The sequence below is a fragment of the Mycolicibacterium neoaurum genome (assembly GCF_036946495.1).
In the GTDB taxonomy this organism is placed as follows: Bacteria; Actinomycetota; Actinomycetes; order Mycobacteriales; family Mycobacteriaceae; genus Mycobacterium; species Mycobacterium neoaurum_B.
Genome location: NZ_JAQIIX010000002.1, coordinates 2,253,335 through 2,270,783, shown reverse-complemented (window position 1 = coordinate 2,270,783; position 17,449 = coordinate 2,253,335). Strand labels below are relative to the sequence as shown.

17 protein-coding genes and 1 pseudogene are annotated in these 17,449 nt (G+C 65.2%); 11 read left to right on the top strand and 7 right to left on the bottom strand.

Annotated elements, in window-relative coordinates; genetic code table 11:
* The first annotated feature begins 26 nt into the window (after positions 1-26).
* The 3 genes from PGN27_RS16225 to PGN27_RS16215 are packed head-to-tail and all read left to right on the top strand — an operon-like array spanning position 27 to position 2,414.
* Positions 27-1,040, top strand: a complete 1,014-nt coding sequence (locus PGN27_RS16225; RefSeq protein WP_335327037.1) for an acetamidase/formamidase family protein — start codon at positions 27-29, stop codon at positions 1,038-1,040.
* Between the two features lie 12 nt (positions 1,041-1,052).
* Entirely contained in the window at positions 1,053-1,805 is a 753-nt protein-coding gene (locus tag PGN27_RS16220) for an SDR family NAD(P)-dependent oxidoreductase (RefSeq protein ID WP_335327036.1), read from the top strand.
* A 45-nt stretch (positions 1,806-1,850) separates the two neighbouring features.
* Positions 1,851-2,414: a type 1 glutamine amidotransferase domain-containing protein gene (locus PGN27_RS16215; protein WP_335327035.1), complete on the top strand. Its 564-nt coding sequence runs from the start codon at positions 1,851-1,853 to the stop codon at positions 2,412-2,414.
* Positions 2,415-2,429: 15 nt separating this feature from the next.
* Here PGN27_RS16215 and PGN27_RS16210 read toward each other — a convergent pair whose 3' ends face one another.
* The 4 genes from PGN27_RS16210 to PGN27_RS16195 all read right to left on the bottom strand — a co-directional run bounded on the left by PGN27_RS16210 (position 2,430) and on the right by PGN27_RS16195 (position 5,699).
* Complete coding sequence (locus PGN27_RS16210; protein WP_335327034.1) at positions 2,430-3,044, bottom strand: TenA family protein; 615 nt, start codon at positions 3,042-3,044, stop codon at positions 2,430-2,432.
* On the bottom strand, positions 3,041-3,607 hold the full coding sequence (locus tag PGN27_RS16205; protein WP_335327033.1) for a TenA family protein: 567 nt from the start codon (positions 3,605-3,607) through the stop codon (positions 3,041-3,043). Before PGN27_RS16205 ends, PGN27_RS16210 begins: the two co-directional genes overlap by 4 nt.
* A 50-nt stretch (positions 3,608-3,657) precedes the next feature.
* Positions 3,658-5,262, bottom strand: coding sequence for an SLC13 family permease (locus PGN27_RS16200; RefSeq protein WP_335327032.1), 1,605 nt, complete (start codon positions 5,260-5,262; stop codon positions 3,658-3,660).
* An 89-nt stretch (positions 5,263-5,351) separates the two neighbouring features.
* Positions 5,352-5,699 carry a CBU_0592 family membrane protein gene (locus tag PGN27_RS16195; protein ID WP_335327031.1) on the bottom strand — a complete coding sequence of 116 codons (348 nt, stop codon included), beginning with the start codon at positions 5,697-5,699 and terminating at the stop codon, positions 5,352-5,354.
* Positions 5,700-5,798: 99 nt separating this feature from the next.
* Here PGN27_RS16195 and PGN27_RS16190 point away from each other — a divergent pair, with 99 nt between their 5' ends.
* The gene (locus tag PGN27_RS16190; RefSeq protein WP_335327030.1) at positions 5,799-6,728 is read left to right on the top strand and encodes a LysR family transcriptional regulator; all 930 of its coding nucleotides are present in this window, start codon (positions 5,799-5,801) and stop codon (positions 6,726-6,728) included.
* 75 nt (positions 6,729-6,803) lie between these two features.
* Here PGN27_RS16190 and PGN27_RS16185 read toward each other — a convergent pair whose 3' ends face one another.
* The gene (locus tag PGN27_RS16185; RefSeq protein ID WP_335327029.1) at positions 6,804-8,132 is read right to left on the bottom strand and encodes an HNH endonuclease signature motif containing protein; all 1,329 of its coding nucleotides are present in this window, start codon (positions 8,130-8,132) and stop codon (positions 6,804-6,806) included.
* A 233-nt stretch (positions 8,133-8,365) separates the two neighbouring features.
* Here PGN27_RS16185 and PGN27_RS16180 point away from each other — a divergent pair, with 233 nt between their 5' ends.
* The 7 genes and pseudogenes from PGN27_RS16180 to PGN27_RS16150 all read left to right on the top strand — a co-directional run bounded on the left by PGN27_RS16180 (position 8,366) and on the right by PGN27_RS16150 (position 14,746).
* A complete protein-coding gene (locus PGN27_RS16180; RefSeq protein ID WP_335327027.1) occupies positions 8,366-9,430 on the top strand; it encodes an ATP-dependent DNA ligase in 1,065 nt (354 codons plus the stop codon).
* A 44-nt stretch (positions 9,431-9,474) separates the two neighbouring features.
* Complete coding sequence (locus tag PGN27_RS16175; RefSeq protein WP_335327026.1) at positions 9,475-10,143, top strand: polysaccharide deacetylase family protein; 669 nt, start codon at positions 9,475-9,477, stop codon at positions 10,141-10,143.
* Between the two features lie 73 nt (positions 10,144-10,216).
* Positions 10,217-10,858, top strand: coding sequence for an MBL fold metallo-hydrolase (locus tag PGN27_RS16170; protein WP_335327025.1), 642 nt, complete (start codon positions 10,217-10,219; stop codon positions 10,856-10,858).
* Positions 10,855-11,721 (top strand): tRNA glutamyl-Q(34) synthetase GluQRS, encoded by an 867-nt coding sequence (gene gluQRS / locus PGN27_RS16165; protein ID WP_335327024.1) that lies wholly within the window; start codon positions 10,855-10,857, stop codon positions 11,719-11,721. Before PGN27_RS16170 ends, gluQRS begins: the two co-directional genes overlap by 4 nt.
* A 98-nt stretch (positions 11,722-11,819) precedes the next feature.
* A pseudogene (locus tag PGN27_RS16160) lies at positions 11,820-12,557 on the top strand (transporter substrate-binding domain-containing protein); the annotation flags it as partial.
* Positions 12,558-12,572: 15 nt separating this feature from the next.
* Positions 12,573-13,967 (top strand): ABC transporter permease subunit, encoded by a 1,395-nt coding sequence (locus PGN27_RS16155; RefSeq protein ID WP_418888657.1) that lies wholly within the window; start codon positions 12,573-12,575, stop codon positions 13,965-13,967.
* Positions 13,964-14,746: an amino acid ABC transporter ATP-binding protein gene (locus PGN27_RS16150; protein WP_335327023.1), complete on the top strand. Its 783-nt coding sequence runs from the start codon at positions 13,964-13,966 to the stop codon at positions 14,744-14,746. Before PGN27_RS16155 ends, PGN27_RS16150 begins: the two co-directional genes overlap by 4 nt.
* 34 nt (positions 14,747-14,780) lie before the next feature.
* On the opposite strand, the gene PGN27_RS16145 is transcribed toward PGN27_RS16150, so the two are convergent.
* A complete protein-coding gene (locus PGN27_RS16145; RefSeq protein ID WP_335327022.1) occupies positions 14,781-16,109 on the bottom strand; it encodes an acetyl-CoA hydrolase/transferase family protein in 1,329 nt (442 codons plus the stop codon).
* Between the two features lie 101 nt (positions 16,110-16,210).
* Positions 16,211-17,428, bottom strand: a complete 1,218-nt coding sequence (locus tag PGN27_RS16140) for a saccharopine dehydrogenase family protein (protein ID WP_335327021.1) — start codon at positions 17,426-17,428, stop codon at positions 16,211-16,213.
* Between the last annotated feature and the right edge of the window lie 21 nt (positions 17,429-17,449).

The window sequence follows — 17,449 nt, the reverse complement described above, 5'->3', positions numbered from 1 at the left end:
GGGTGCGGTGCGACAAGGATGGTGTCATGGACCACATCACCTTCGTCCCGACACCTGAGCAGTTCGCCTTCACCTTCGGCGGCGCCGAACCGGTCATGCGTATCAAGCCGGGGACGGCACTGCGGTTGTGGACCGAGGATGCCTACGGTGGGCGGATCACCAGCGCTGATGACATCGCCAGCAGCGCATTGGACACCGAGGACCTCAACCCGCAGACCGGACCGTTCTGGATCGAGGGCGCCGAACCTGGCGATACGCTCGCCGTGCATCTGGTGGACCTGACTCCGGCCCGCGGTTGGGGCGCATCAACGCTTATCCCGTTCTTCGGCGGGCTCACCAGCGTCCCGGTCAACCCGACGCTTCAGGAACCGCTGCCCGAGCGCACCTGGATCTACGAATACGATTCGGCCACCGGTACCGTCGGCTTCTCAGCACACGGCAGCAATTTCGAGGTCGCGCTGCCGGCCAATCCGATGCTCGGGACGGTGGGGGTGGCGCCGGCCCGCCGTGAGGTGCGCACCTCGTTGGTGCCCGACGTGTTCGGCGGCAACATGGACACCCCGGAGATGACCGCGGGCGCAACCTGCTACCTGCGGGTCAACGTGCCCGGTGCCCTGTTCTCCCTCGGTGACGGTCACTACCGACAGGGCGAGGGCGAGTCGTGCGGCACCGCCGTGGAGGGCGCCATGAACGTCACGGCGATCGTCGACCTGATCAAGGGTGGCGGGCCCGCCTGGCCGCGACTGGAGACCGACACCCACCTGATGTGTATCGGCTCGGGCCGCCCGCTGGAGGAGGCCTGGCGGGCCGGGCAGGTCGAGATGATCAGCTGGCTCGGGGAGCTGTACGGGCTGGACCGCTTCGACGCTTACCAGCTGCTGACCCAGATCTCGTTGGCACCGATCGCGAACGTCGTCGACACCAACTACAGTTCGGTGACGAAGATCGAAAAGAAGCTGTTGCCCACCGCCGCGGCATATGGTGGCGTGCATGCCGAGCTTCGTTCTGCGGCAAGAAATCTGGGCAGTATCACCTACTGAGGGGCAAGATCGATGGATCTCGGACTCAAAGGCAGACGTTTCGCGGTCACCGGCGGTACCCGCGGTATCGGGCGGGCGGTGGTCGAGGGCCTCCTCGCCGAAGGGGCGACGGTGGCCTTCTGCGCCCGCACCTCCGAGGCCGTTGCCACCGCCCAGCAGGAACTCGGCAATGGTGCCATCGGAACCGCTGTCGATGTCGGCACCACCGCCGCCCTGGCGGCCTGGGTGGATGCGAGTGCCGAGGCGCTCGGTGGCCTCGACGGTGTGGTGGCCAATGTGAGCGCGCTGGCCATCCCGGAGTCGGCAGACAACTGGCGCACCAGCTTCGAAGTCGATCTCATGGGCACCGTCGGGCTGGTCGACGCTGCGCTGCCGCACTTGCTCGCGAGCGGTTCCGGCTCGATCGTGACGATATCGAGTGTGTCGGGACGCGAAATCGACTTTGCGGCAGGACCTTACGGAACCATGAAGGCCGCGATCATCCACTACACGCAGGGCCTGGCCTATCAGTTGGCCGGCAAAGGTGTGCGGGCCAACACCGTCAGTCCGGGTAACACCTACTTCCCCGACGGGGTGTGGTCCTCGATCGAGCAGAACGACCCAGAACTGTTCGCGACCGCACTTGCGCTGAACCCGACGGGACGGATGGCCACGCCCCAGGAGGTCGCCAACGCCGTGGTGTTCCTGTCCAGCCCCGCCGCCGGCTTCATCACCGGGACCAATCTGCTGGTCGACGGCGCGCTGACCCGCGGCGTGCAATTCTGAGAATCCCAGGGTTTGGCCGCGTCGCGGCCGTGGAATCCAGCGCGGATGACTGATGTACATGCCGCACTGACCGACAAGAGCGTTGCCATCCTCGCTACCGACGGTGTCGAACGGCTCGAGCTGACCGAACCCCGGGACGCGCTGGACAAAGCCGGTGCCACCGTGACCCTGTTATCGCTGCAGGAGGGCGATATCGACGCCCGCGATCACGACCTGGAACCGTCTGGCAGCTACCGCGTCGACCGTCTGGTCAAGGGCGCCAAAGCGGAAGAGTTCGACGGACTGGTCATACCCGGCGGCACGGTGAATGCGGACAAGCTGCGCTCCGATGATGACGCCGTGGCCTTCGTCCGAGCGTTCGTCGAGTCGGGTAAACCGGTCGGAGTGATCTGCCACGGGCCGTGGACGCTGGTCGAGGCCGGTGTGGCCAAGGGACGCACCCTCACCTCTTATCCCAGCCTGCGCACCGACCTGCGCAATGCGGGTGCCACCGTGGTCGACGAGGAAGTCGTCGTCGACGGCAACCTGATCACCAGCCGCTCACCCGATGACCTGCCCGCTTTTTGCGCGGCGGTGGTCGATGCGATCGCCAACGGTTCCAGGGCGTAGCCACCGGTGGCGGACTCAGGCGTTGTACGCGGCGGTGAAGAACTGCTGCTCCAAGCGCATCGCACGGCGATAGGCGTCCCGGACGGCTGGGGCGTCCTCGCCGTGATGGTCGAGTAGCCGTTCCAAAAGCGCTGCCACCTCTTCGAACTCGGTGTTGGCGTATGTTTGCACCCATTCTGCGTAGGGTCCGGCTCTGTCGGCATCCAGCACCGTGCCGATGTACGCATAGAGCCGCATGCAGGGGGTCATGGCCGCGCAGATGACGCCGAGTTCGCCGGTGGCTGCGGTGGCCAGCAGGAATTCGGTATAGGCCAGAGTTGCCGCTGACGGTTGGACCGCCGCCATATCGATACCCCACCGGGCAGCATACGAGTCATGCAGACGCAGTTCCGCACGGACACCGGCGATGAGATCGGCGAAGGTCAGTAGCGAATCGGTGTCGGGACTGCGCACCAAGGCCAATGCGTAAGCCCGCGCGAAGGATTCGAGGAAGAATGCATCCTGTGCGACGTAGCCGGCGAATGCGGCCCGGTCCAGCGATCCATCACCGATCCCACGCACGAACGGGTTGTCGAGAACTTCGGCGACGATATCGGCGTTTGTCTCCCACAGTTGGGCTGACAGACTCATGACGCATCCGCCCAGGCCATATTCCAGAATTCGACCTCCAGCCGTAGGACTTCGTCGACCAGACGGGCATGATGTCGTGGCTGCGCAAGGGCCGCAAGGCCGTCGACGTATTCGACGAATTCCGGGACCGTCCAATGATCGATGAATTCGGAGTACGGCGAGTCGGCTGATTTCGCAGAGGTCCAGCCCAGTAGGTAGACCCGCTCGATGACCCACAAACCGGTGACGGCGGCCTCAAACGGTTCGTTGTCCAGCCGTCGCAGCAAGTCTCGATAAGCCAGTGTCGTCGGAAGCGGCTCGGGGGTTGAGGGTAATCCGCGTTTGGCGGCGTGGCCGTCGAACCAGTCCAACTCGGCCACCAGCGCAACACATCCGCCGGCCAACACACCCTGTGCCGACCGCGGCGCACGCGCGAGCAGGCGCGCCTGGAAGATCAGCAGATCGGCGACGAACAGCGCATCCTGGGACAGCCACCGGTCGAAGGATGATGCGGCGACGGTTCCATCGCGCACCGCGTCGAGGAATGGGTGGTGGGTCGCGGCGGCCCAGAGGTCATCAGACACGCCGACGAGACTAGCCGCTGCGCATCATTCCCCTCGCCACTGCCACCGGCTCACGCGCCGAGGCCGAGCGCCGCGACCATGAGCGGCAACAACGCGATGATCAGAATGGCTCCGGCGATATCGAAAGTCACTCCGGAGCGGATCATGGTGGTGATGGGTACCGCGCCGGAGCCGTAGACGATGGCGTTCTGTGGTGTCGACACCGGAAGCATGAATCCGAACGATGCCGCGAATGTCGCGGCCAGCGCCGGGACGAATGGATTCACCCCAGCTGCGACGGCGATGGGGATGACGATGGGTACCACGACTGCGGCCGCGGCGGTGTTGCTCGTCGTCTCCGAGACGACGACGGCCAGCAGGACCGCGAAGATCGTGATGGCCAGCACGCTGGTGAAGCCGAGACCGTCGGCCACCGACGTACCGATGGTCTCGGCGAGCCCGGTGTCCGCGAGCAATGATCCGAAGATGATTCCGGTACCGAAAAGCACGATGGTGCCCCAGTCGATGGCCGCGGCATCCTTCCAGCGCATGGTGAATTCACGCTGCTGCCAATCGGTGGGCAGCAGGAACAGCAACGCCGCACCGAAGACTGCGACCGTTCCCTCGTCCAGGCGGTCGCTGACGGTCGTGTAGACATCGGAGTCGTTTCCGAAGATGAGCGCGATGACGCCCGGCAGGACCCATAGCGTGACCGTGATGCCGAAGGCGATCAAGGTGTTCTTCTCCGCTCGAGAGAGCGTGCCCATCTCTACTCGCTGCTCGGCCACGTACTCCGTGACGCCTTCGATGCGTTTGAGCTCGGGCTTGTTGATCCTGATGAGGACGAAGGCAAGTACGAGGAACATGGCCAGACAGATCGGCGCGGCCAGCACCATCCACTGTCCGAAGCTGATCTTCTCCCCCGTCGCCTCCTCGATGAGACCACGTCCGATCAGGTTGGGCGGGCTACCGACCGGGGTGAGCAGTCCACCCACACTCGCGGAGTAGGCGAGCATGAGCATGATCGCCGCACCCATCTTCAGCCGTAACGGATCGAAGTCGTCGGCGACCTTTCCCTGCGCCTGCAAGATTTTCGCAACGACACCGATGATGCCGATCGCGGTCGGCAACAGCATTGCGACGGTGGCTGTGTTGGACACGAACGCCGAAAGCAGGCAGGTGATCGCACCGAAGGCGAGGATGACGCCGGTGGTCGACTGCCCGACTCGCGGTATAGCGAGGATACGGAAGGCGAATCTGCGGGCGAGGCCGTGCTTGAGCATGGCCTGCGCCAAGATGAACGCGCCGATGAAGGTGAACACCGTCGATGATCCGAACGGCGCCAACACTTCGTCGACGGGTGCCACGCCGAGGAACACGATGACGGCGACCCCGAGGAGTCCGCCGATAGGGATGGGAATCGGCTCGGTCACCCACAGCACGATCACGCCGAGCAGCACGCCGGCCAGCGTCTGTTGTTGCGGAGGGATGTCCAGCGGCAGCAGCAGGAACACGGCTGCCACGACCGGCGCGAGGAACAAACCCGTCGTCCGGCGGGCCCTCTCGAACCGTTCTTCCTGTGGCCTGAGCCGCTGCTCGCCGAGACTTCGGTAGGTGGATCCGCCCATCAGGGCGCTGTCGACATCGGTCTTCTTCACAGGCTGCTCTGTGGTCATGGCCTCTCCTGCACGTCACGCCGTTGTGGCACAGGTCACTTCTGACCTAGGAGATGTGCCCGCTCAGCGCATCAGGTAATCCTGGGCGTTCAGGCGCAGGGCTGGGCCTCGGCGACGACCGGAGCGGACGGCGCGGTGATAACCCGCCGAAGCGAGTAGCGCGGCGCAGGCACCGTGGAGACGAGCACCAGCCGGTGGTGGCGCACTTCGCGCAGATGGGTCGCCACCGACGCCAACCCGATCAACGCCCAGACGAGGTTCGATGCAGCGCTCGGCCAGGCGCCGTACATTGCAGCGGCTGCGCCGGCCATCAGCCCACCCGTGATGTTGAGCGCTGCGTAGGGGCGCGACTTCCCGCCGAGCCAACCACGACTGACCGCAAGGTACGCGAACAACGTCCCCGCCGCCCCGACCCAACCAAGGGTTGCCGTAATCATCTAAACCGCCTTCATGCCAACCAAAACCAGCAGAAGTATCAGCGCCAAGCGCATTAAACACAATTGAATAGATCTGTACTGTCAGTGTAGTTTTTGTGAATGGATATCGATCCGCGTCGGCTGCGCTTTCTGCTGGCGGTGGCGCGCGAGGGCGGCGTCCTCGCAGCGGCCGATGACTTGCAGATGACACCGTCGGCGGTGTCGCAGCAGATCACCCGCCTGGAACGCGAGACCGACCGTGTCCTGATCACCCGCACCACCAGCGGTTCGGCACTCACTCACGAGGGCCAGATCCTGGCTGAGGCCGCCCAGCAGATCGAACGTGCACTCGCCGAAGCGCAGTTGCAGCTCGAGCGAGGCGAAGCCGAGATTCGCGGCACGATGCGCCTCGGCGGGTTCCAAAGTTTCCTGTCGGTGGTGATCGCACCGATGCTCCCGGAGTGGCGCCACCAACTGCCTGGTATCCGGTTCGAGGTCGTCGAGGCCGAACAGGAACTGCTCATGCGCTCGCTCAAGGATGGCGAATTGGATGCCGCTATCGTCGAATTGGACTCCGCGGACATACCGAAACGCCCGCCGGCCGGGATCGTCGAGGTACCGCTGCTCGATGAGCCGTGGAAGCTGGTGGTGCCGGCCGGCACACTCGCCAGCGATGTGACCGAGCTGGGACGCCTGCCGTTGCCGTGGGTGGGTGTCGAGCCGTCGTCGGCCACTGCTCGCGCGGCCGCACGGCTGAGCCGCTCCATCGGGCTGAATCAGCCGATCGTGCATCGCTACTTCGGCACCCAGACCGCCCTGGCACTGGTGGCCGCCGGCGAGGGCATGACGCTGATACCGATGCTCGCGCTGCGCGGCATGCCGCAGGATGGCGTGGAGACGGTCGATGTACCCGGCCTGGGGACCCGCCGTGTGGTGCTTCGCAGCTACGCACGCGGCAAGCACGCGGGCGCGGTGCTCGATGCCGTACTCGCACTGATCCACGAGGCAGTGCTGAACATCACTGCCGACGAGGCAGCGCAGGCCTCCTGACGGTCGACCCGGTTTCTCTGTGTAGTTTTCAATGTGCGAGTTGGCAACGCGCGCTGCGACTTTGGGCGCTTTGGGTTATGCGGCGGTCGGTAGGTCGGTCATGGTGCGGCGGGCGTGCGAGCGCAGATGCTCCGGTTCGGGTCCGCCGGGCGTGTGCGGTGGGATGAACCAGGGATGGCGGTCTGGGCCGAGGTAGACCCGCCAGCCACCGTGATGGATGAGACTGTGGTGCAGCCGGCACAGCAGCACCCCGTTGTCCACACTGGTTGCGCCCCCGGCGCTCCAGGGTTGGATGTGGTGGGCATCGCACCAGGACACCGGGCGTCCACACCCCGGATGGGCACACCCACCATCACGCACGCCGAGTGCTTTGCGGATCGCCGGGGTGAACAGCCGCTCTGCACGGCCGACATCCAGCGGTACTCCGGTGTGATCGACGACCACCGAGGTCAACGTGGCATCACAGGCGATCAGGTCCGCTGTCGCGGCGCTGACCGGTCCGGCGAACCCGAGCCGATCGACTGTTTCTTGACCGTCCTGCGCCACTGCCACCCCTGGTCGGATGAGGGTGACGTGTGGGAGCACCCCGCCGGACATCGGCCGCCTCGACTGCGACAGATAGGTGCGCAGCACCTGTCCGATCGCCTCCGCCCGCCGGGTGTTGATCGGCCGCGGGTCCGGAGAGCCGTCCGGCAGCGGGACCGGCCGGCATAACGGATCCAACGCCGCGCAGAGTTCTTCCCCGGTCCCGACGTCCAGGTCGAGAATGGCCTCAAACCGGCCCTCGGCGTTCTGGACCAGGGTCATCTCATTCAGCGTGGTGTCTTCGGCGACCGGCACCACCCGCTCCTCGGGCGGAAGACTCGCGGCGCGGTCGAGGGCGATCGTCCTCGCCTTCGCGGCTACCTCGGCCGGGGTGGTCTGGATCATCAACGCGCGCACCACCGCCGCCCGATCGTCGTCGGATAAGGGCGTCCGCGCGTCGATGTGGGTGACACCTTTGCCGACGGCGTCGGCGAACTCGATACCGATCCCACCCAACCGCTGCGCGGTCGTCAACGCCCCCAAAGACGGGGCCATCCGCCCGACCCGTACCGCGCGGGTCGCCGCACCCGGGGCCATACCCAACAACCTCAACAAATCGGTGCCGGTGCGCAGGTGCCGCCGCCCCGGCACACCCGCCCGCTCAGCCGCCGCCACCGCCGAAGCGATCACAAAATCCAGCAGATTCCGCGCCGACACCGCCGCAGCCAACACCGCCAACAACGGCTCGTCATCGACCACCGGCCGAGCACACCGCACCACCCGACCCAAGCTCGACCCGACATCATCCTCAGGACAGATTCCCGGCGTCAGCTCATCGATCAACGCATCAACAAACACATCAAGACAGGTGGCGTCCACAACGGAAACCGGCTTTCCCCCACAGCACCCAACCAAGGGCACCATCAAACACACACAGCCCGCACGACCCCCCAGACAGGGACCGTCGAACCCCGCGGCGACCGAAGTCGCGGTCTGCGGCTCACCAGATCCGAGGATCGGGAACCACGGCGCATTCGAACTTGTGTTCGACACTACGCTGAATGCGGCTGGCGCGCAACTGCTATCCCATACTGGCGCTATCGTCGATAACGATGAGACTTCCCGTCATGCCGCCAATATCGCCGATGCTGGCCAAACCGGTCCGCGACATTCCCCACGGGTGCTCGTATGAACCAAAGTGGGACGGCTTCCGCTCCATCCTGTTCCGTGACGGCGACGAGGTGGAGCTGGGCAGCCGCAACGAACGGCCATTGACACGCTACTTCCCCGAACTCGTCGCCGCCGCCCGAGCAGAGTTGCCGTCACGGTGCGTTCTCGACGGTGAGATCGTCATCGCCGGCGACGCGGGGCTCGATTTCGAGGCACTGCAGTTGCGGCTGCATCCCGCGGCATCGCGGGTGATCAAGCTGGCGACCGAGACCCCGGCCGCGTTCATCGTCTTCGACCTGCTTGCACTCGGTAACGACGACCTGACCGGACAGCCCTTCGCTCGGCGACGGTCGGCTCTTGCCGAGGCGTTGACCGGCTGTGGACCCACCTTCCACCTCACCCCCGCGACCACCGACGAGGACACCGCGGTCCGCTGGTTCACCGACTTCGAAGGCGCAGGTCTGGACGGTTTGATCGCAAAACCCCTCGACGGCATCTACCTACCCGACAAGCGAATCATGTTCAAGGTCAAGCACGCTCGCACGGCAGACTGCGTGGTGGCCGGATACCGACTGCACAAATCCGACGACAAGGCCATCGGCTCATTGATGCTCGGGCTCTACGACGATGACGGCTCGCTGGCATCCGTCGGTGTGATCGGGGCGTTCACGATGGCGCGCCGCCGCGAATTGTTCGACGAACTACAGCAACTGGTCACCACATTCGACGAGCACCCATGGAACTGGGCCGCACATATCCCGGTCGAGCCGACCGTCCGCCGCACGGCCAACTCCCGCTGGAACCCGGACAAGAGCCTGTCATTCACCCCGTTGCGGCCCAAGCGCGTGGTCGAGGCCAAGTACGACCATATGGAGGGAAGACGTTTTAGGCACACCGCCCAGTTCGGCCGATGGCGGCCGGACCGGGATCCGCGGTCGTGCACCTTCGAGCAACTCGAGGTTCCGACAAGCTTCCGCCTCACGGACATCGTGCCGGGATTGGGCTGACCGTGCGCAAGATTGCCTGTGCCGTAGCGGTTCTGGTGACGACGTTGACAGTGTCACTTAGCACGTACACCCTGATCAACGCCAGAACATTCCAACTCGCGGGGCATCTGGTCAGCAGGGTCGACACAGATGCCAGAGTGGTGGCGCTGACCTTCGACGATGGCCCCACCGATCACACACCCGAGGTGCTGGAGGTACTTGCGTCCAGGAATGTGCCGGCGACGTTCTATCTCAACGGATCGGAGGCGCAACGTCATCGCGATCTGGTCACCGCAATAGCGAACGCCGGGCACGAGATCGGCAACCACTCCTATTCACATCGCCGCATGGTGTTCGTATCCGAGAACACGGTATCCGACGAGATCGAACGCACCGACGAAGCGGTCAGGCACGCAGGGTACGGCGGTCCGTTGACCTTTCGGCCACCCTACGGCAAGAAGCTCTGGACGCTGCCCCGTTACCTGGCCGCCCGAGACCGGGTGACGGTGATGTGGGACGTCGCTCCCGACTCCGCGGGCAACCCGGACAGGGACGCTATCGTCGAACACACCGTCCGATCGGTGCGGCCGGGGTCCATCGTCCTGCTCCACGTCTTGGTCGACAGCCGATCAGAATCCAGGGCGGCGCTACCGCGGATCATCGAACAACTGAGCAGCTCCGGCTACCGCTTCGTGACGGTATCTCAGTTGCTGGCCATGCGCGGCAACAGATGACGGGTTGACCTCAACCATAGTTCAGATTGCAGGCTGGTGTGAGCATCACGACGAATCACCAGGAGGATCCATCATGCGCCAGATCCGCAGCGACCTTTGGGAAACCCGTGTCGACAACCCATTCCCCGGATTGACCACGCACGCCTATCTGTGGACCGGAGCGACGACCGGCAACGTGCTGTTCTACAGCACCGCGACCGACGCCGATTTCGACGAGATGACCGTGCTCGGCGGCATTGCGCACCAATACCTGTCTCACCGGGACGAGGCAGGCCCGCAACTGGCCCTGATCAAATCTCGCTTCGGCGCTGTCCTGCACGCCCCGGCCGTCGAACGCGCCGATATCGGCAAGCACACGACCATCGACATCGCACTGACCGACCGCCACGTCGACGAGAACGGGATCGAGGTGATCCCGACCCCCGGGCACACCCCGGGCAGCACCTGTTACCTGGTACCCGGCGCCAACGGGCAGAGCTACCTGTTCACCGGAGACACCATCTTCCTAGGGGCCGACGGTGCGTGGGCAGCCGGATACTTCCCCGGGTTCAGCGACGCGAATACGCTGCGGGACAGCCTGCGATTGCTCGCCCACGTGCAGCCCGATCTGGTGATCTCGAGCGCCTTCGCTGCCGCCTCGGCGGTACAGGTGCCGGGCCGACGATGGGCGGCGTGTGTGGAACAGGCGCGGGCAGGCGTTACATTGCTGGCGTGACCCGCCCACCCGGCGCGGGCCGGTTCGCGCCGAGCCCGTCGGCTGACCTGCACATCGGCAACCTGCGCACTGCGGTGCTCGCATGGCTGTTCGCCCGCAGCACCGGTCGAACGTTTCTGATACGGGTCGAAGACCTCGATGATCGGACATTCACCGAGGTGGCCACCCGCCAGCTCGCCGACCTGGCCGCCATCGGTGTCACCGCCGATCAACCGATCGAATTCCAGAGCGCGCACGCCGACCGCTACGACGCCGTGATCGACGACCTGCGCCGCCGCGGACTGGTCTACGAATGCTATTGCAGTAGAAAAGACATCCTGGCCGCGCCCCGCGCGCCGCACGCACCCGAGGGTGCCTACCCCGGAACTTGCCGCGATCGTCTGGGTCCGCCAGATCACGCCCGTCCGCCGGCGCTGCGACTGCGCAGCGACAACGCCCCGTTCACCGTCACCGACCTGTTGCACGGCGAGTTCACCGGTGTGGTGGATGATTTCGTGTTGCGCCGCGGCGATGGCGTGACTGCCTACAACCTCGCGGTCGTCGTCGACGATGCCGCCGGCGGCATCGATCAGGTGGTACGTGGGGATGATCTGCTGTCCTCGGCACCTCGGCAGGCGTATCTGGCCAAACTGCTCGGCTACCAATCGCTGACCTACGCCCACGTTCCGCTGGTGCTCAACGCCGAGGGTAAACGGCTCGCCAAGCGGGACGGTGCCGTGACCCTCGCCGAGATCGGCGTCGAGCGTGCGCTGGCCCTCATCGCCGATTCGCTGGGGTACCTCGGCCGTACCCTCCCCGAGATGCTCACCGAGTTCGATCCCGCGGGGTTACCCCGCGCACCGTGGGTATACCGCCCGATGTGAGCGAAACCCTGTACCCGACGGGAGAGCGTTGCTACCGTCCGGCCGTGTTCGGAAACCTACGGCGGGTCCTGCTCGCCCTCATTCTCGGCGCACTCGTCATCGCCGGTGTCGCCGGCTGCGGCTCCTCGCGTGATGCAGGCGAGAACCCCATCCAGGCGGCCGGCGTGCTGCGTGTCGGCACCGAGGGGGTGTACTCACCGTTCAGCTACCACGATCCCAAGACCGGTGAGCTCGTCGGGTACGACGTCGACGTCGCCAAGGCCGTCGGCCAAAAGCTGGGAGTGAAGGTCGAATTCGTCGAGACACCGTGGGACTCCATCTTCGCCGCGCTGGAAGCCAACCGCTTCGACATCGTCGCCAACCAGGTCACCATCAATCCCGAACGACAAGCCAAATACGACCTTTCCCAGCCCTATACCGTCGGCGAGGGTGTGATTGTCACCAGGGCAGACGACAACACCATCACGACCCTTGCCGATGTGCGCGGCAAGACAGCCGCCGAGAACGCGACAAGTAACTGGTCGCAAGCGGCCCGCGATGCCGGCGCAAACGTCGAGGCCGTCGAAGGCTTCACCCAGGCCATCACCCTGCTCAACCAGGGTCGTGTGGACGTCGTGATCAACGACAGCATCGCCGTCTACGCCTACCTGGCCGAGACCGGCGACAAAAGCGTCAAGATCGCCGGCACCGTCGGCGAGAAAAGCGAGCAAGGATTCGCGGCCCGCAAGAACAGCGGCTACCTGCCCGAATTGGATCGCGCCCTCGGCGAGCTGCGCGCCGACGGCACTCTCACCGAGATCTCCCAGCGATATCTCAAGGCCGATGCCACGGGATCACCGGCCTCGACCCCCATCCGGGACGCCGGCGTGCTGCGCGTCGGCACCGAAGGAACCTACGCCCCCTTCAGCTATCACGACCCTGCGACCAATCAACTGACCGGCTACGACGTGGATGTCGCCCGAGCCGTCGGCGACAAACTGGGTGTGCCGGTCGAGTTTGTCGAGACACCGTGGGATTCGATCTTCGCCGCGTTGGAAGCCAATCGGTTCGACGTGGTGGCCAATCAGGTGACCATCAATCCCGAGCGCCAGGCCAAATATGATCTCTCCCAACCGTATACGGTCGGCGAGGGGGTGATCGTCACCAGGGCAGACGACGAATCGATCAACTCGCTGGCCGACCTGCGGGGAAAGAGTACGGCTCAGTCGATCACCAGCAACTGGGCACAGGTTGCCCGCGATGCCGGCGCCGATGTGCAGGCGGTTGAGGGTTTTGCACAGGCCATCACGCTGCTCAACCAGGGCCGGGTGGATGCCACGGTCAACGACAGCGTGGCCGTCTACGCCTACCTCGCCGAAACCGGTGATACCTCGGTGAAGATCGCCGCCCAGACCGGCGAAACCAGCGACCAGGGCTTCGCCGCCCGCAAGAACAGTGGACTGCTGCCCGAGCTCAACGGGGCACTCGACGAGCTCCGCGCCGACGGCACGCTCACCGAGATCTCCCAGAAGTACCTGAAAGCCGACGCGACCGGTAAAGCACAGGAAGCGCCACAGGTCACCGATCAACCTGAGCCCCAGGTGCGTTCGGCATGGGAGCTGATCCTTGACAACCTGTGGCCGCTGGCCAAGGCCGCGCTGACGATGACGATCCCGCTGACCATCATCAGCTTCGCGATCGGCCTGGTGATCGCGCTGGGCGTGGCACTGGCCCGGTTGTCGTCGAATATGGTGCTGAGCAACATCGCCCGGCTGTACATCTCGATCATCCGCGGCACCCCCCTGCTGGTGCAGCTGTTCATAGTCTTCTACGCACTGCCCGAATTCGGGGTGAAGATCGACCCGTTCCCGGCGGCGGTGATCGCCTTCAGCCTCAATGTCGGCGGCTACGCGGCCGAGATCATCCGTTCGGCGATCCTGAGTGTGCCGAAGGGACAGTGGGAGGCGGCCGAAACCATCGGCTACAACTACACGGGTGCGCTGCGGCGGATCATCCTGCCCCAAGCCGCCCGTGTGGCGGTACCGCCGCTGTCGAACACCTTGATATCGCTGGTGAAGGACACCTCGCTGGCCTCGACGATCCTTGTGACAGAACTGTTGCGGCAAGCCCAGATCGTGGCGGCCCCGACGTTCGAGTTCTTCGCGCTCTACGGCACCGCGGCCATCTACTACTGGGTGATCTGCCTGGTGCTGTCCTTCGGCCAGGCCCGGCTGGAACATCGATTGGAAAGGCATGTGGCGCGATGACCGAGAATACAACCGACGCCGGAGGCGTCGAGTACACAATCGAGGCGACCGGCGTCGAGAAAGCGTTCGGCGACAACAAGGTTCTGCGTGGGGTGTCCTTCAAGGTGGCCACGGGTACCGCGACGGCGATCATCGGACCCTCCGGCTCGGGCAAGACCACACTGTTGCGGACGCTGAATGCCCTGGACCGGGCCGACGCCGGGGTGATCCGCGTCGACGACGTCGAGATCGACTTCTCGACGCCCACACCCAAACCCGAGGTGCGGCGCTTCCAATCACGCAGCGGCTTCGTCTTCCAGAGCCATAATCTGTTCCCCCACAAGACGGTTCTGCAGAACGTGATCGAGGGACCGGTGATCGTGCAGAGACGGCCGAAGGAGGAGGTCGTTGCCGAGGCCGTCACCCTTTTGGAGCAGGTCGGGCTGGCGGCCAAGGCCGACCAGTATCCGTTCCAGCTCTCCGGTGGCCAGCAGCAGCGCGTCGGGATTGCCCGCGCGCTGGCGCTCAAACCGAAGGTCGTCCTGTTCGACGAGCCCACCTCGGCACTGGACCCCGAATTGGTCGGCGAGGTGCTGTCGGTGATCAAGGACCTGGCCGACCACGGTTGGACGCTGGTGATCGTGACCCACGAAATCCAGTTCGCCAAACAGGTTTCCGATCAGGTGCTGTTCACCGACCAGGGCATCATTCTGGAGCAGGGTCCACCTGCAGCGGTGATCGGCGACCCCAAGGAAGAGCGCACCCGCCAGTTCCTCAACCGGATCCTCAATCCGCTCTAGCCCACGTCATCGGTGAGAGTGCTCGGCAACGGACTCAGACGAACCTGATCACCGGAGAGCGTCCGCCCGATGCGCGTTCGGCGGCTCGGAGCAGATCCTCCCGGAAGTCCGGGTGCGCGATCGCGGCCAGCGCCTCACCGCGCTCCCGCACCGTCAGGCCCTCCAACTCGGCGGTGCCGTACTCGGTGACGATGACATCCACGTGGTGGCGGGGCGTCGTGATCACCGCACCCGCTCCGAACCACGGCACGATCCGCGACTGCAGCCGACCGTCCTTGGAGTATGTGGCGGGCAGGCAGATCAGTGAGCGGTCCGAAAGTTCCAGCCCGGCACCGGCGACGAAGTCCTCGGCGCCGCCGATCCCGCTGAACTGGCTGCCGTTGATGGTGTCGGCGACCACCTGGCCCTGGATGTCGATGGCCAGCGCACCGTTGATCGTGACCATCCGGTTGTTATCGGCGATCACCTCCGGTGAGTTCACGATCTCGACCGGCAGGAATGCCACATCGCGGTTGTCGTCGAGCCAGGCGTAGAGATCTGGCGACCCGAAGGCGAACGTCGTCACGCTCACCCCGTCGTACTGTCCCTTACGGGTGTTGGCGATCTTGCCGGCCCGGTGCAGTTTCATGCAGCCGTCGGTGAACATCTCGCTGTGCAGGCCGTACCCGTCGCCGTCACCCTCGGCGAGCAGGGTCGCGATCTGGTTGGGAATGCTGCCGATACCGGTCTGCAGAGTCACCCCACTCGGCATATAGGCGACGGCGTGCTCGGCGATCGCCCGGTCCACGTCGGTGGGTTCGGCGTCGCCGCCGGGTAGGGCAAGCGGTTCAGCGTCCGTGGCGATCAGGATGTCGATCTCGTCGACGTGCAGCGCGTGCCGGATGTCACCGTGACCGTAGGTCCGCGGGAACTTCGATGAGGCCTCGACGATCAATAGCCGGTCGGGATCGGATCCGGCGCGGCGCAATTCGTCCACGGTGCCACCGGCGTGCAATGACAGCGAGCACCAGCCGTCGGAGTCCGGCGGCGCGCAGACGGTCGTCATCACGCGCGGTGATTGCCGTTGCAGGAGCGGGCCGAACCGCCGGAAGTCGGCCGGGGCAAACTCCACCGCCGCCCCGCTGTCACGCAGCGCACGCTCCAGCGGACCGAAGAACCCGGACAGGTAGTACACCCCGTCCCGGGAGAACAGTTCGGTGATCACCGCGAGCAGTGCGCCGTACACCCGGAGGTCGGTCCAGTCCGTGCGCTCACCCAACGCCTGCAGGAAGGTCGGCGGTTGGCCGGGCCCCAGTGGGATCCCGAGGGTGTCGGCGGACTTCAACCGCGCGGCGGCCTGCTCGGCGGTGAGCTCTTCTGGCATGCCTCGACGCTACGTTCCCTTCCCGGCAAACGTGCGCGAACTCATCTGTCAGGCCGGCGTGTTGGGGTGCAGACACTCACGCTAGCCGGAAAACGGGGGGGTTACAGCTCCTTCTGGCCCCAGGGGGAGCCGTAGGCGGTCAGCAGCTCCAGGAACGGCACGGAGTCGAATGCCTCGGGACCGAGTACCCCGGTCCCGCTCCAGACGCCGTTGGCCAGCAGCTCGAGTGCGACGACGGGGTTGACGGCCGTCTGCCACACCACACATTGATGCCCATACTCGGCCATCGACCACTCGTTGTCGACGACGTGGTACAGGTACGTCGACCGTGGCTTTCCGTCTTTGCCCGTACCCGTGACCCACAACCCGGCGCAGGTCTTGCCCTTCATCTTGGGCCCCAGATCGGCGGGGTTGGGCAGGCAGGCGGCGACGACATCGCGCGGAGACACTTCGACGGGGCCGTTCTTCGAACCGACGCGCACCTTCTCGGTGCGGTCCAGACCGAGTTTGTGCAAAGTCTTGAGGACGTCGATGAATTCTTCACCGAGGCCGTATTTGAAGGTGGCGCGCTTGCAGTCCACCCAACGTGGCATCAGCAGCACCTCCTCGTGCTCGACGTTGACGCATTCCACGGGTCCGATACCGTCGGGGAAGTCGAAAACCTCGGGCTCGCTGAACGGTTCGGTGACGTACCAGCCCTTGTCAGCCTCCCAGATGACCGGCGGGTTCAGGCATTCCTCGATGGTGGTCCAGATCGAGAACGACGGCGCGAAGTCATAGCCGTCGACGGTCAGGTTGGATCCGTCGCGGGTACCCAGTTCTTCGATATCGGAGAACAAGTGGTCGGCGGCGTAGCGGGCGAACACATCCGAAAGGCCCGGCTCGACACCGATTCCGACGAGCGCCAGCCTGCCGGCATCGCGCCACTGCTGCTCGACAGCGAACTGCTCGTCGCCCAGCTTGACGCCGGTCAGCTCGTAGGGCTTATCGGGATGGCGCACCGACAGGCTCATGGCCATGTCCAGGTAGTCCGCCCCACCGGCGTGCGCACCGTTGAAGATCGGCATGACGAACCGCGGGTCGACGGCGTTCATCACATGGGTGACGGCGTGTGCGCGGACCAGGTCGGCGACCGCATCGGCCGAGGTGGCGTCGACCCGCGCCGCGCTGAACCTCGGGTCACCTACCGTCTCCGCGGCCTGCTCCGCGCGAGCCAGGTCATAGTCGGCGACCACGATCTGCTCGAAGAAGTCCCGCCGCGCAGCGATGGCACAGAACGCCGAACCGACACCACCGGCACCCACCAGGAGAATTCGCATTGGCCTACCCTACGGCGGCCA

Excerpts from the sequence above, each read along its gene's own strand:
- PGN27_RS16170 (WP_335327025.1), top strand. The coding sequence starts at position 10,217 with ATGCGCCAGATCCGCAGCGACCTTTGGGAAACCCGTGTCGACAACCCA.
- PGN27_RS16140 (WP_335327021.1), bottom strand. The coding sequence starts at position 17,428 with ATGCGAATTCTCCTGGTGGGTGCCGGTGGTGTCGGTTCGGCGTTCTGT.
- PGN27_RS16215 (WP_335327035.1), top strand. The coding sequence starts at position 1,851 with ATGACTGATGTACATGCCGCACTGACCGACAAGAGCGTTGCCATCCTC.
- PGN27_RS16200 (WP_335327032.1), bottom strand. The coding sequence starts at position 5,262 with ATGACCACAGAGCAGCCTGTGAAGAAGACCGATGTCGACAGCGCCCTG.
- PGN27_RS16145 (WP_335327022.1), bottom strand. The coding sequence starts at position 16,109 with ATGCCAGAAGAGCTCACCGCCGAGCAGGCCGCCGCGCGGTTGAAGTCC.
- PGN27_RS16180 (WP_335327027.1), top strand. The coding sequence starts at position 8,366 with ATGAGACTTCCCGTCATGCCGCCAATATCGCCGATGCTGGCCAAACCG.
- PGN27_RS16210 (WP_335327034.1), bottom strand. The coding sequence starts at position 3,044 with ATGAGTCTGTCAGCCCAACTGTGGGAGACAAACGCCGATATCGTCGCC.
- PGN27_RS16225 (WP_335327037.1), top strand. The coding sequence starts at position 27 with ATGGACCACATCACCTTCGTCCCGACACCTGAGCAGTTCGCCTTCACC.
- PGN27_RS16150 (WP_335327023.1), top strand. The coding sequence starts at position 13,964 with ATGACCGAGAATACAACCGACGCCGGAGGCGTCGAGTACACAATCGAG.
- PGN27_RS16190 (WP_335327030.1), top strand. The coding sequence starts at position 5,799 with ATGGATATCGATCCGCGTCGGCTGCGCTTTCTGCTGGCGGTGGCGCGC.
- PGN27_RS16220 (WP_335327036.1), top strand. The coding sequence starts at position 1,053 with ATGGATCTCGGACTCAAAGGCAGACGTTTCGCGGTCACCGGCGGTACC.
- PGN27_RS16195 (WP_335327031.1), bottom strand. The coding sequence starts at position 5,699 with ATGATTACGGCAACCCTTGGTTGGGTCGGGGCGGCGGGGACGTTGTTC.